The sequence below is a fragment of the Streptosporangium sp. G11 genome (assembly GCF_051192615.1).
Lineage (GTDB): Bacteria > Actinomycetota > Actinomycetes > Streptosporangiales > Streptosporangiaceae > Streptosporangium.
Map to the genome: position 1 here is coordinate 232278 of NZ_JBPJUQ010000001.1, position 12294 is coordinate 244571.

The 12294-nt window shown below is 69.5% G+C and carries 13 protein-coding genes and 1 riboswitch; of the genes, 7 read left to right on the forward strand and 6 right to left on the reverse strand.

The window, feature by feature from the left end:
* Positions 1 to 118: 118 nt before the first annotated feature.
* The 6 genes from ACSDR0_RS01110 to ACSDR0_RS01135 all read left to right on the forward strand — a co-directional run bounded on the left by ACSDR0_RS01110 (position 119) and on the right by ACSDR0_RS01135 (position 4337).
* The gene (locus ACSDR0_RS01110) at positions 119 to 766 is read left to right on the forward strand and encodes a class II aldolase/adducin family protein (RefSeq protein ID WP_435286785.1); all 648 of its coding nucleotides are present in this window, start codon (positions 119 to 121) and stop codon (positions 764 to 766) included.
* 131 nt (positions 767 to 897) lie between these two features.
* A complete protein-coding gene (locus ACSDR0_RS01115; protein ID WP_435286786.1) occupies positions 898 to 2118 on the forward strand; it encodes a DUF4032 domain-containing protein in 1221 nt (406 codons plus the stop codon).
* 144 nt (positions 2119 to 2262) lie between these two features.
* Complete coding sequence (locus tag ACSDR0_RS01120) at positions 2263 to 2643, forward strand: roadblock/LC7 domain-containing protein (RefSeq protein ID WP_435286787.1); 381 nt, start codon at positions 2263 to 2265, stop codon at positions 2641 to 2643.
* A 4-nt stretch (positions 2644 to 2647) separates the two neighbouring features.
* Positions 2648 to 3514 carry a hypothetical protein gene (locus tag ACSDR0_RS01125; RefSeq protein WP_435286788.1) on the forward strand — a complete coding sequence of 289 codons (867 nt, stop codon included), beginning with the start codon at positions 2648 to 2650 and terminating at the stop codon, positions 3512 to 3514.
* 52 nt (positions 3515 to 3566) lie between these two features.
* Entirely contained in the window at positions 3567 to 3953 is a 387-nt protein-coding gene (locus ACSDR0_RS01130; protein WP_435286789.1) for a roadblock/LC7 domain-containing protein, read from the forward strand.
* Between the two features lie 12 nt (positions 3954 to 3965).
* Entirely contained in the window at positions 3966 to 4337 is a 372-nt protein-coding gene (locus tag ACSDR0_RS01135) for a hypothetical protein (RefSeq protein WP_435286790.1), read from the forward strand.
* Between the two features lie 199 nt (positions 4338 to 4536).
* Here the strand turns inward: ACSDR0_RS01135 and ACSDR0_RS01140 are convergent, their stop codons facing one another.
* The 6 genes from ACSDR0_RS01140 to ACSDR0_RS01165 all read right to left on the reverse strand — a co-directional run bounded on the left by ACSDR0_RS01140 (position 4537) and on the right by ACSDR0_RS01165 (position 11323).
* Entirely contained in the window at positions 4537 to 5397 is an 861-nt protein-coding gene (locus ACSDR0_RS01140) for an alpha/beta fold hydrolase (RefSeq protein ID WP_435286791.1), read from the reverse strand.
* Between the two features lie 264 nt (positions 5398 to 5661).
* A complete protein-coding gene (locus ACSDR0_RS01145) occupies positions 5662 to 6498 on the reverse strand; it encodes a hypothetical protein (protein ID WP_435286792.1) in 837 nt (278 codons plus the stop codon).
* A gap of 258 nt (positions 6499 to 6756) precedes the next feature.
* Positions 6757 to 6906: riboswitch (cyclic di-AMP (ydaO/yuaA leader) on the reverse strand.
* Between the two features lie 318 nt (positions 6907 to 7224).
* A complete protein-coding gene (locus ACSDR0_RS01150; protein WP_435286793.1) occupies positions 7225 to 8112 on the reverse strand; it encodes a DUF4253 domain-containing protein in 888 nt (295 codons plus the stop codon).
* Between the two features lie 95 nt (positions 8113 to 8207).
* Positions 8208 to 9047: a carbohydrate ABC transporter permease gene (locus tag ACSDR0_RS01155; protein ID WP_435286794.1), complete on the reverse strand. Its 840-nt coding sequence runs from the start codon at positions 9045 to 9047 to the stop codon at positions 8208 to 8210.
* A complete protein-coding gene (locus ACSDR0_RS01160) occupies positions 9044 to 9982 on the reverse strand; it encodes a carbohydrate ABC transporter permease (RefSeq protein ID WP_435286795.1) in 939 nt (312 codons plus the stop codon). Before ACSDR0_RS01160 ends, ACSDR0_RS01155 begins: the two co-directional genes overlap by 4 nt.
* Positions 9983 to 10060: 78 nt before the next feature.
* A complete protein-coding gene (locus ACSDR0_RS01165; protein WP_435286796.1) occupies positions 10061 to 11323 on the reverse strand; it encodes an extracellular solute-binding protein in 1263 nt (420 codons plus the stop codon).
* A gap of 170 nt (positions 11324 to 11493) precedes the next feature.
* Here ACSDR0_RS01165 and ACSDR0_RS01170 point away from each other — a divergent pair, with 170 nt between their 5' ends.
* Positions 11494 to 12279: an IclR family transcriptional regulator gene (locus tag ACSDR0_RS01170; protein ID WP_435286797.1), complete on the forward strand. Its 786-nt coding sequence runs from the start codon at positions 11494 to 11496 to the stop codon at positions 12277 to 12279.
* Positions 12280 to 12294: the final 15 nt, after the last annotated feature.

Genomic DNA, 12294 nt, shown 5'->3' on the forward strand with positions numbered 1-12294 from the left:
CCGCGGCCCGCGGAGAGGTAAAGGAACCATGCCTGCCGGCCGCCAATGAGCAGCAACCGGTCTAGACCAGATAATGGGGGTTTGCCGCCCGGTACCGCAACCCCCTACTTTTGACGACATGTTGCTGCCCGATCAGCGCCGACTGCTGTGCGAGTACGGCCGCCGGGCCGCCGCGACCGGACTGGTCGTCGGGACCGCGGGAAATCTCAGCGTGCGCGCGGGCGATCTGGTCGCCGTGACACCCAGCGGCGTCGCCCTCGACCGGCTGGAACCCGAGGCCTGCCCGGTCGTCGACATCGACGGGCACCTCGTCGAGGGCGACCTGCCGCCGTCGTCGGAGACCCCCATGCACCTGGCGGTCTATACGACCACCGGCGCCGGGGCCGTCGTGCACACCCACTCCGTCTTCGGCACCGTGGTCGCCACGACCATGAGCGAGCTGCCGCCGATCCACTACAACGTCCTGCTGCTCGGCGGGACCGTCAGGGTCGCCGAGTACGCCACCTACGGCACCCCCGAGCTCGCCGCCTCCGTCAGGGCCGCCCTCAAGGACAGGCGTGCCGCGCTGATGGCCAACCACGGCGGGGTCACGATCGGCGACGACCTGGACGGGGCCTTCGAGGCGACCCGGCTGCTGGAGTGGCTCTGCGAGGTCTACGTCCGGGCCAGGAGCGTCGGCGAGCCCCGCGTGCTCACCGAGGAGCAGCTCGCCGCCGTGGTCCGGCGCGCCCTCGACCCGCCCACCTTCCCCCGCCGCGCGGACTGACCACGGCACGACCGGTACGGCCGTCGACTCCCCCACGTCCACCCCCGCCGCCTCGCCGTGAGAACCGCCCCCGGTACGACCACCCGCCCGACCGGCACACCGCCGGACTTCCCGTCGCGAGGACCGATTTCATGCCCCTCCAGCTCACCGGCGCCCCGAGCGATCCGGACCTCATCCGCCTGCCCTGGGACGTCCCGCTGGAGCGGTGGCCCGAGCACCGGCTGGTCTCCCTGCCCCGCGGCATCTCCCGGCACGTGGTGCGCTTCGCCCGCCTGTCGGGCAGGGTGTACGCGATCAAGGAGATCAGCGAGTACTACGCCAAGCGCGAATACCGCCTGCTGTGGGACCTGAGCCGGATGGACACCCCGTCCGTCGAGCCGGTGGCCGTGGTCACCGGGCGGACCGACGCCGACGGCGAGCCGCTCGACTCGGCGCTCGTCACCCAGCACCTGCAGTTCTCCCTGCCCTACCGCGCGGTCATGTCGGGGACGATCCGGCCGGAGACGCTGAACCGCCTGCTCGACGCCCTGGCCGTGCTGCTCGTACGGCTGCACATCAGCGGCTTCTACTGGGGCGACTGCTCGCTGTCGAACGTCCTGTTCCGCCGGGACGCGGGCTCCTTCGCCGCCTACCTGGTCGACGCGGAGACCGGCGAGCTGCACCCCATGATCAGCGAGGGCCAGCGGCTGTACGACATCGAGGTGGCGCACACCAACATCTTCGGCGAGATGCTCGACCTGGAGGCGGGCGAGCTGCTGCACCCCTCGATCGACCCCGAGCAGGTCGCCGACTCGGTCTGCCGTCGCTACCACCGCCTGTGGGGCGAGCTCACCTCCGACGACATCATCGACGAGGTCGACTGGCACATGATCGACCAGCGGATCCGCCGGCTGAACTCCCTGGGGTTCGACGTCGCGGAGATGATGGTCCGCCGCAAGGCGGGCACCGGGCGGTTGATCGTCCGGCCCAAGGTCGTGGACGCCGGGCACCACCAGCGCAGGCTGCTGCGGCTGACCGGTCTGGACGTGGAGGAGAACCAGGCCAGACGCCTCCTCAACGACCTCGACTCCTTCCGCGTGTCGCACGGCCTTCGTCACGAGGACGAGGCGATCGTGGCCCACCGCTGGCTGGCCGAGGTCTTCCAGCCCACGGTGCTGGCCGTGCCCCAGGAGCTACGGGGCAAGCTGGAGCCCGCCCAGTTCTTCCACGAGGTGCTCGACCACCGCTGGTACATGTCGGAGGAGGCCGGGAACGACGTCGGCCTGCCCGCCGCGGTGAATTCCTACGTGAAGAACATTCTCGTTTTCAAGCCGGACGAAAAGGCACTCATCACCGACGAACCAACGGGTTGATTTCCACCCGGGGTGTATAACTTCCCCCCCGGTTGGTGAATCGTATGTCTTCTCCTATCAAAGCCCTAGCCAGGAAGGCTGGTTTCCGAGGGTTTTCCCTACGCTGACCGGGCGACGCTTGAAGTCGCTGGCGAGGGAGAGCACGTGCTCGGAATCGAAGACTGCCTCACCGAGGTAATGGCCATCCCCGGCGCCCTGGACGCGATCCTCATCGATCAGACCAGCGGGACCGCCGTGGCCACCGGCGGAGCGAGCCGCCACGCCGACGTGGAGAGATCGGCCGCGGGGTTGAGCGAGACCCTGCGCGCGACGCTCGACGGGCTCGCCGTCGCCTCGCCCGGCGGCACGGTCCGGATCAACGACATGATCATAACCACGGACGGCGGCCACCATTTACTGAGGCCGCTGGAAACGCTTTTCGACGGCCCGCTGGTCATTTACGTCAGGCTCGATCTCGAACGCTCGAACCTGGCACTGGCCCGCCACCGGCTCCAGGCCCTTTCCGGCCGTCTGATATCGACGTGAAATCATGCCGAGCGTCGAGAACATCCTCAGCGGGCTCGCCGCCGACCACGCCACCGGCTCCCTGCGGCTCGGCAAGTCGGGCGTCATCTACCTCACCGACGGCCGCGTGACCTACGCCGAGAGCGTGTCCGCCCCCCGCCTGGAGGACCTGCTGGGCGCCTGCCGCGGGATATCCGCCCACGCCGTACGGCAGGCCAGGCAGGCCGCCACCCGCCCGCCGCCGGAGCCGGGTGCCCCCCGGCCGACGGGTGGCGAGCGGCTGGTCGCGCAGGGCCTGCTCACCAGGGGTGAGCTGGAGTTCTGCGTGCTGAGCACCGTGCTGGACGCCGCGTACTTCCTGCTGCAGGCCACCGGGCACCGGCCCAGATTCCGGCGGGGAGAGCGGCACTGGCTCGGACCGCAGTGGTACTTCGACGCGACCGGCCTGCTCCGGGAGTGCGAGCGGAGGAAGGCACAGTTGGAACAGACCTGGCCGTCCGCGGAGCTGGACACGCTCCCGGTCGTCCCGCTTGAGCGCATCAGCGCCCAGCGGGTGGTGCTGAGCCCGCTCCAGTGGGAGGTGCTGGTCGGCGCCGACTCCACGGCGACCCCGGCCGACCTGGCGCGCAAGCTGGGTCGCCCCGCGTACTCGGTGCTACTCGCCGTACGGCAGCTCGCCTCGTCCGGGCTGCTCCGCACCCCGGAGCCCGCTCCGCCCGAGGCCCCCGAGGCGCGGGAGCCGCTGCCCAGGCGGACGAGGGGTGCCACGGAGATCCCGGCCGCCGGGACGGGCTCTCCTGAGACGTCGGAGTGGCTCCCCAGGGCGAACGGGGACCCGGCCGACGTCAACCTGCTCATCCGGCTCAGGAACGCATTGGAGGCAATGACTTGAGCCCGGTCACATGCCGATAAGACTGCGGACGCTGAAGCTGATCGGAAGGAGGATGCCGGTGGAACTTCGCGAGGAGATACGCCGCGAGATGGCGATGCTGCGAGAACGTATACCGGACGTGGACGGGAGCATCGCGTGCAGCGTCGACGGTCTGACGATAGCGAGCGACCTGAGAAGCGACACCGAGCAGACCGGCGCGCTCTCCTCCGCGGTGCTGGCCCTCAGCCGCCGGATGACGAGCATGGCGGGCAAGGGCACCTTCGAGGAGACGCTGATCTCCGGCACCAACGGCTACGCGGCGTTCTACGCCGCCGGACCCAAGATCGTTCTCACAGTCCTGGCGCGCCCGGGGACCAACCTCGGGCTGCTCCGGCTGGAGGGCCGCAAGACGGCCGCCAGATTGGCCGCCATCAGCTCGCGCACATCGATACCCCAGTGATCGGAGACAGCAATGGGCAACATGGACATCTCACTCAAGGAGATGATGACGATCGACGGTGCCATCGGCGCGGTCGTCGTCGACTACAACAGCGGGATGGCGCTGGGCGCGCTCGGCGGGTCCAAGGATCTCGACCTCCAGGTGGCGGCCGCCGGTAACACCGAGGTCGTCAAGGCCAAGTTGCGGACCATGGAGTCGCTCGGCCTCAAGGACGGCATCGAGGACATCCTCATCACGCTCGGCACGCAGTACCACGTGATCCGCCCGATCTCGGGCCGGAGCGGCAAAGGCCTGTTCCTCTACCTGGCCCTCGACCGGAACCGGGCCAACCTCGCGCTCGCGCGGCACATCCTGCGCGGCATCGAGGAGAAGCTCGAAGTCTGACCCTCCGGTGCGGCCCGTGCCCCGGGAGGCGCGGACCGCACCGGGGCCCACCGTGCCGTGAGGACGACGGCGGGCGCGTCGGAAATCACCGTGCCGTGAGGACGGCGACGGGCATGCCTGAGGTCACCGCGCGGGAAGGACGGTGGCGGGCATGCCCGGAATCACCGCCAGGGAAGGGCGGTGGCGGGCGTGCCGGAGGTCACCGTCCTGGGTCCGCGGAGGTGGTGAGCTCGTCGATCGCGTCGACGAAGGAGGGCCAGAGCTCGCCGGGCAGGTCGTGACCCATGCCGGGGAAGGTCATCAGCCGGGCGCCCGGGATCGCGTCGGCCGTGGCGATCCCCGCGGGCAGGGGAACGAGCGGGTCGTCCTCCCCGTGCAGTACGAGAGCCGGGAGCGTGAGCTCCTTGAGCCTCGGCGCGCGGTCACCGGAGGCCATGATCGCGGTCACCTGCCTGGCCGTGCCCGCCGGGTCGTACGACCGGTCGTAGCCCAGCCCGGCGATCTCGGCGTTCCACTCCCGGTCGAACGGGTAGCCGGGCGAGCCGACGGCCGCGCAGTTGTCGAGGGCCCGCCGGATCGCGCTCTCGCGGTCGGGCGTGAAGGCCGGCATGAGCAGGTCCGGGTCGGTCAGCAGGGCGGCCTGCGGGCTCGGCGTGGACATGATCGAGGTGAGGCTGCGCACCCGGTGCGGGTGGCGGATCGCGAGTGACTGCGCGATCATCCCGCCCATCGAGAGGCCGACCACGTGGGCGGAGTCCCAGCCGAGCGCGTCGAGCAGCCCGGCGGCGTCGTCGGCCATGTCGTCCAGCAGGTAGGGGACCTCCCCGCTCCCGTCCAGGGCGGGCGTCCCCGCCTCGCTCAGGTGGGTGCTCTCGCCGCTGTCGCGGTTGTCGAAGCGCACCACGTGGCACCCCCGGTCCGCGAGCAGCGCGCAGAACCTCTCGTCCCACTGGATCATCTGGCAGCCGAGGCCCGTGATCAGCAGGAGGGGGCGGGCCCCCGGAGAGCCGAAGGTGTCGTAGGCGATCTCGATGCCGTTCGCCGGGGCTCGCAGGGTCATGGCGCTCCTACCGTCCGCTGCCGTCCGTGCTGGTGCTGCGGGACAGAATGCCATTCGGGAAAAAGCGCGACACCGGCGGGGTGGTCCGCGCCGGTGTCCCGGGACCGCCCCCACGCGAGCGGGTCGGTCCCTCGTCAGACCGGTCCGCGGCAAGCGGACCGGTCTTTCCACAGACCGGTCCTCGTGCGGAGAACCGGCCCTTCCTCAGGCCCTTCACGCGAGGGCCGTCCCTCGCGTGTCAGGCGAGCCTTTCGCGCCGGCGGGTCAGCTCTTCCCCGCGCCGAGCTTGGCGGCGCGGACACCGGCGGCGATCACGTCGTCGGGGACGCGCACGGAGGCGGGCTCGATCATGACCTTGGGCTTGCCGATCCACGGCCGTGCCGCGGCGCTCACCTGCTGGGTCTGCAGGCCGATCCCCAGCTGCCTCGCCATGGCGAAGATGGTCGCCGGCGGCTGGGCCGGCCTGGTGTCCCTGCGGCTCCAGGCGCCGGTGGAGAACGCCACGGGGAGGTTCTTCACTCCCGTGCCGTCGCCCCACTTGGTGATGACGTACTTGATGTCGATGTGACCCATGCCGCCGTTGCCGTCCACGCCGAGCGTGCCGGCGTTGAAGGTGCCGCCGGTCAGGTCGGCGAAGGTCTTGGCGTCGATGTCGACCATGACGCCCTGGTTCGAGGGGTTGCCCGGACCGCGGTCGCCGACGAAGAACTTGGCCTTCTGGCCCTTGTAGAGGATGTAGCCCTCGGTGAGCAGGGGCCAGCTCGGGCTGGCGATCATGCCCTTCTGCATCGGCTTGCCGCTGGCGGGCAGTCCGGTGTCACCGGCCCGGCCGGAGGAGTCGTCCCAGAAGTAGGAGGCTCTCGTCGAACCCTGGAGGAGAACGGCCTCGGCACCGGCCGGAGCGCCGACCACGGGGTCGGCGAGGCGGGTGGAGGCGGGAGCGGGAAGCGCGGAGGCGACGCCGCCGGAGGCGAGGACGCTCACACCGACGATGGTGGCGGTGACGAGACCGCGCTTGAGGGGGGCGTTCTTACACGGGAGGTGCTTGCTCACACTGGACTTCTGCAGGCTGTTCTTGTGCAGGCCAAAGAAAGGGTGCATGGAGAAGAAGCTCTTTCGCGAGGAAACGGGGCGGCCATGTGCGACACACCGAAGGGGTGCACTGGCGGGGACGCGCTCGTCGGAAAAGGTGCGTAGCCGGATCAGTCGATTGCTACGCGGAGCACAGTCTTGGAAGTACCGCGATCAGGCGCGGCGGCAAGGTCCGGGGGGACGGGGGGGACGGGGCGGTATGAAAGTTCAGGTGGTCGGCGCGGACAGGGGGTGCACCGACGTGGTGACGCGGTGATCCATGAGGGGATCTCCTCTCCATCTCGTCTACCGGGTTAGCTGACGGGTTCGGGCGGTGGAGTTGCCCTACCGCCGCGCGTTCGCGGCGGATTCACCCCGGAAAAGTGGTTCCCCGGCTCCGGGGCCCTGTGGGCCCTCGGGATTCGACGTCGGCCGGCCGCTCCCTCTTGTGAAGGGCAGGTCGCCTTCCGATAACAGTGGACACTACCTGCCAAATCGGACAAAGCAAAGCAAACGCCATGAAAACCCCAGAAGATCTACCTACAAGCTTCAAGAAAGCCTCATCGAGCACCCCGCCAGGCCAACATCCGCCCTACCAGCACGAATGTCCTCTCGACCTCGCGGTCCGGCTTCGCGAACCCCTCCCCGGGCACCACACCGGGAGATCCACACGAAGGAGTCGGCGAAAGAATCGACGGAGGGGTCAACGGGAAAATCCGCGGGGGAATCCACACCCCTCGGGTCGGCCCCGTCCGGTCAGTCCCACCAGAATGACCAGGCGTTCCTGCCCTTGATCTGCTCGGCGTAGTCGACGAGGTTCCCCGCCCCCTGGATGATGCTGTCGGGGCAGAACGTCCAGTGCTCGGCGGCGACGTGCAGGGCGTGCTCGGAGGTCGTCGGGGGCGCGGCGACGCTGAGGTCAAGGGTGTTGAAACCCATGCCGACCACCCGCACCCCGAACCTGTCCTCCCAGCTCCGCACGACGGCCGCGAGCGGGACCATCCACTCGTTGTGGTTCAGGGCGCCCTGCCAGCCCATGACGGCCAGGGCGTCGGCCCCGCGCTCGACCGCGACGAGCCCGAGCGGGGTCCTGCGCTCGGCCACCAGTCCGGCGTACCAGTCGGCGACCACGCCGGGATCGGCGGCGAGCCTTCCCGACGGGGCCGGTCCCGGGCACTCGGGACCGAAGGGTTCGAGCAGTTCGAGCTGTTCGATGTCGGCCTTGGCGATCCAGTCGGACCACACCTCGGCCATGAACGCGGCGGCGTGGTAGTTGTCGATCTCGACGGGGGTGTCCGGGGCGATCTGGCCTGCCGACCAGGGCTGGACGGAGTCCTCCAGCAGGATCGGCCACAGGCCCGACTGCTCGTGCTGGGCCCTCAACCGGGCCCAGTACTCGCCGGAGACGGCCACCTCACTGAGCCAGAACGCCGGACGGCGACGGATCGCGAGCTGAGCGTAACCGGGGTCGGGCCACACCACGTCCCCCGGCGGCAGCTCCACCGAGAGCCTCCGGCCTCCGCCACCGCCGGTCCCGTCGCTCCCCTCGGCTCCGTCGGCTCCGTCGGCGAACAGCTGGCCCAGAAGTGGCGGAAGTTGCCCACGCTCGCAATCGCTCATCTCTACCGATCCGATCCTGACCACGGACCAATTTTGGCCTGTCAACCATCCCGAGGGACAGTTCTGCCCTGGTCCAGGCAAAAATTATCGGTATACGGAAGAACGAGGCCGGGCGGGTGTCAGTCCTTCACCGCTCCGCCCAGGCCGGCGACCAGCCTGCGCTGCACGGCCACGAAGAAGATGAGCACGGGGATGGTCATCAGCGTCGAGGCCGCCATGATGCCGCCCCAGTCGTTCTCGTCGGGCTTGAAGAAGACCAGCAGGGCCGCGGGCAGCGTCTGGTTGTCCCTGGCCGAGATGATGAAGGTCCTGGCGAAGATGAAGTCGTTCCAGGCGGTGATGAACGAGAAGACGCTCGTGGCGACCAGTCCCGGCGCGACGAGGGGGAAGATGATCCGCCACAGGATCACCGGCCGGCTCGCACCGTCGATCATCGCGGCCTCCTCCAGCGTCTCGGGCACCGCGGCCACGAACCCCCTCATCATCCAGATGGCGAACGGCAGTGAGAACGCCAGGTGGACCAGGACGAGCGAGCCCAGGGTGTTGAGTCCCACGCCGGGCACCACCGCGCCGAGGTCGCGGACGAGGAAGAACAGCGGGATGGTGAGCGCCTCCACCGGCACCATCTGCGCCACCAGGAACATGATCAGCACGGTCGTACGGAACCGGAAGCGGAACCGGGTCACCGCGACCGCGGCGAGGAAGGCCACCAGGGCGGACAGGACGACGACCGTCAGGGCGACGCCCAGGCTGTTGAGGAAGTAGCGGCCGAAGTTCTCGCCGCCGAGCACCCGCCGGAAGTGGTCGAGGGTCGGCGCCAGGGTCCACGGGCGCACCTCGAGAGACTGGATCTCCCCGGTGGGCTTGAGCGCGGAGAGCACCATCCAGTAGATCGGGAAGAAGGTGACGAACGCGGTGACCAGCGCCACGACGTTGGCTGCCAGGCGGGACCTGCTCACAGCCTCTCCCCCGTACGGTAGAGGGCGCGGATGTAGAAGAGGGTGACCGCGAGCAGGATCAGGGTCATGACGACGCCGATCGCCGAGCCGAGCCCGTACTCCGAGGAGCCGAACGCCGTCTGGTACGCGTAGACGTTGAGCACCGAGTTCTGCCCCGCTATCCCGCCGCCGTTGGTCATCACGTAGATCTGCGTGAAGATCTTGAAGTCCCAGATGATCGACTGGATGACCACGATCGTGATCAGCGGCCGCAGCATCGGCACGATGATCCGCCAGAACGAGCTCCACGCGGAGGCGCCGTCCAGGGAGGCCGCCTCCAGGACGGAGACCGGGACGGCCTGGATCCCGGCGTAGAGGGTCACCATGACGAACGGGAAGGAGTGCCAGACCACCGTGGCGCCGACGATCCCGAAGGTCACCCACTTGTCGTAGAACCAGTTGTAGCCCTCGATACCGAGGACCTGGTTGACCAGGCCCAGGTCGGCGTCGAAGAGGAACATCCAGACCGTCGAGCCGGTCATGGCGGGCGCGGCCCAGGCGGCCATGGCCGCCAGCGACAGCAGCAGCCGGGGCACCCGGCCCGCCCTGGTGAGCACGACGGCCAGGGTCGCGCCGACGGCCAGGGTCGCGATCACCAGGGCCGCGGCGAACACCACGGTCTGCGCCAGCACCGACCAGAAGCGCTGGTCGCCCAGGAGCGTCGCGTAGTTCTCGAAGCCGATGAACCTCGTCGGCTCTCCCCCGCTGACCTGGGCCTGCCGGTAGTCGAACACCGACAGCAGGCCGAGCATGTAGATCGGGTAGCCGAAGAGCGGCAGCAGCACGGCCGCCGAGGGCAGCAGGTAGAGCCATGGCCTGAGCCCGCGCCCCGGACGCGGCGCCACCCGGCGGGCCCCGGCCTCGGGGCCCGCCGCCGTGGTGGCGGTAGTGGTCATGACCGCGTCTCCGGCCCCGGCGAGGTCATCGCATCGGTGATCATGTTTCCGGGTCCGCCGGGATCGTGACGGCGCTGGTCATGACCGGCCGAACGCCGTCTTCACCGCCGTGGCGGCCTCCTCGGTGGCCTGCTCGACGGTGGACTGCCCCGTGGCGATCTTCTGCAGCATGGTCGGGATGACCTTCTGGTTGTCGATCTTCACCCAGGCCGGGTCGATCGGCACGAAGCGGGTGCCCGCCGCGACGGTCTCCAGGAACGGCTTGAGGAAGGGGTCCGAGGCCGCGAGCTCGTCCCGCGCGGAGGTCAGCGTGGGCAGGTTTCCCATGGCCTCGTACATCTTGGCCTGGTACGCCTTGCCGCCCAGCAGCTGCAGGAACTTGAACGCCAGCGAGCGGTGCCCGCTGTTCTTCATGACGCCGAGGTTGTTGCCGCCGGAGAAGGCCGGGGCGATCGAGCCCTCCTCGGTGCCCGGCAGCGGCACGACGGCGTACTTGCCCGCGGCGGCCCCCGCGTCCACCGCGGACCTGCTGAAGTTGCCCAGGATGCCCATGGCGGCCTTGCCGCTGGCGAACAGCTCGACGGTCTTGCCGCCGGTGAGGCTCGCGCACGCCTGCGGCGGGCAGTTGTCGTCGGCGAGCAGGTCGGTGTACGCCTTCACACCCTTGCGGGAGGCCTCGCTGTCGAGGCTCTCGACGTCGCCTCCGGCGTCCCAGACGAAAGGAAGCGCGCCGAAGGTGTACTCGCCGCCGACGGCGACGCCGTACAGGTCGGGCTTCTCCTTGCGGATCCGGCGGGCGGTCTCGGTCAGGGCCTTGACCGTCGTGGGCGGCTTGAGGTCGAGTTCCTCGAAGACGTCGGTGCGGTAGTAGAGGGCCCGGATTCCGATGTACCACGGCAGGCCGTAGACCTTGCCGTCAACGGTCGCGGACCCGAGCAGGTCGGTGCCGATGTCTTTGGCGTCCGGCCAGCTCGCGAAGTCGGCGCTCAGGTCGGCGAAACCGCCCGCGGCGGCGTACTCGGCCAGGTCGGTGTTGCCGTACTCCGCGACGTCGGGAGCGCTGGCCGGGTCGTTGAAGGCGCCCTTGAACTTCTCGTGTCTCGCGGGTGTCGTCGGGATGTAGGTGACCTCGACCTTCACGCCCGCGTTGGCTGCCGTGAACTCCTTGATCGCCTCCCCCACGACCTTCTCCTTGGGGGCGCGGTTGGGCTCGTCGAAGAGCCAGACTCTCAGCGTTCCGGCCTTCTCGTCACCGCCGCTCGCGGAGGGGGCGGTGGACGGCGCGCACGCGGCGAGGGCCAGCAGGGCCACACCCGCCACGGCCACGTTCAGGATCTTCAAAAGCGTCTCCTCCCGTTGGCGGCAGACCTTAGGAAGCCTCGCCCGCCACGGGAAGTGGATCACCGGTTTGTTGTGCACCGCAGAACGTTGTGCTGCAAAGTGGCCGCAAGGCGGCGTACTCGCCTACCTTGACCGGGTATTCGATTGCCGGATCACAATGGGAAGCCGCGATGAGTGAGCCCGCTCCGGAACGCAACCAGTCGGCCTCGCTCCGGCGCGCCCTCGCCGTCCTCGCGCACGTACGCGACCACGCGGGCGCGGGCCACGGCCTGTCGCTCACCCGGCTCGCCGAGGCGCTCGGCCTGTCCAAGAGCACGGTGCTCCGGCTGGCCGTCCCGCTCGTCGAGGCCAGGCTCCTGGAGCGCGACCGCAGGAGCGGCGCCTACCGGCTGGGCAGCGGCGCCCTCCACCTCGGGCAGGCCTACCTGTCCACACTCGACCTGCGGACGGTGGCCGCCGAGGAGTCGCACCGGCTGATGACGGAGGCCAGGGAGACCGTCCACCTCGTGGTCTACGACCCGCCCGACGTGGTCTACATCGACAAGGTCGAGAACGAGACCAACGTGCGCATGGCCTCGCGCATCGGCAGCCGCACCCCCGTCTACCGCACCGCCGTGGGCAAGGCGATCCTCGCCTGGCAGCCGGAGGAGGCCGTCGAGGAGATCGTGGCCGCCGGGATGCCGAACGTCACCCGGTACACCATCACCGACGCCGCGCGCCTGCGCGCCGAGCTGGGCCGGATCCGGCAGCGCGGCTACTCGGTCGACGACCGGGAGAACGAGCCCGAGGTGCGCTGCGTGGCGGCACCGATCTTCAACCACAACGACGTCGCCACCTCCGCGATCTCCATCTCGGGCCTCACCTCCCGGATCACCGCCACACGGGTACGAGAACTGGGGCCACTGGTGGCCGAGACGGCCCTGCGCATCTCCAGGAAGCTCGGGTCGACCCGATGATCGGAGAGGCCGGGC

Coding starts and splice junctions, on each gene's coding strand:
- ACSDR0_RS01110 (WP_435286785.1), top strand. CDS start 119: ATGTTGCTGCCCGATCAGCGCCGACTGCTGTGCGAGTACGGCCGCCGG.
- ACSDR0_RS01115 (WP_435286786.1), top strand. CDS start 898: ATGCCCCTCCAGCTCACCGGCGCCCCGAGCGATCCGGACCTCATCCGC.
- ACSDR0_RS01125 (WP_435286788.1), top strand. CDS start 2,648: ATGCCGAGCGTCGAGAACATCCTCAGCGGGCTCGCCGCCGACCACGCC.
- ACSDR0_RS01130 (WP_435286789.1), top strand. CDS start 3,567: ATGCCGGTGGAACTTCGCGAGGAGATACGCCGCGAGATGGCGATGCTG.
- ACSDR0_RS01135 (WP_435286790.1), top strand. CDS start 3,966: ATGGGCAACATGGACATCTCACTCAAGGAGATGATGACGATCGACGGT.
- ACSDR0_RS01140 (WP_435286791.1), bottom strand. CDS start 5,397: ATGACCCTGCGAGCCCCGGCGAACGGCATCGAGATCGCCTACGACACC.
- ACSDR0_RS01145 (WP_435286792.1), bottom strand. CDS start 6,498: ATGCACCCTTTCTTTGGCCTGCACAAGAACAGCCTGCAGAAGTCCAGT.
- ACSDR0_RS01160 (WP_435286795.1), bottom strand. CDS start 9,982: ATGACCACTACCGCCACCACGGCGGCGGGCCCCGAGGCCGGGGCCCGC.
- ACSDR0_RS01170 (WP_435286797.1), top strand. CDS start 11,494: ATGAGTGAGCCCGCTCCGGAACGCAACCAGTCGGCCTCGCTCCGGCGC.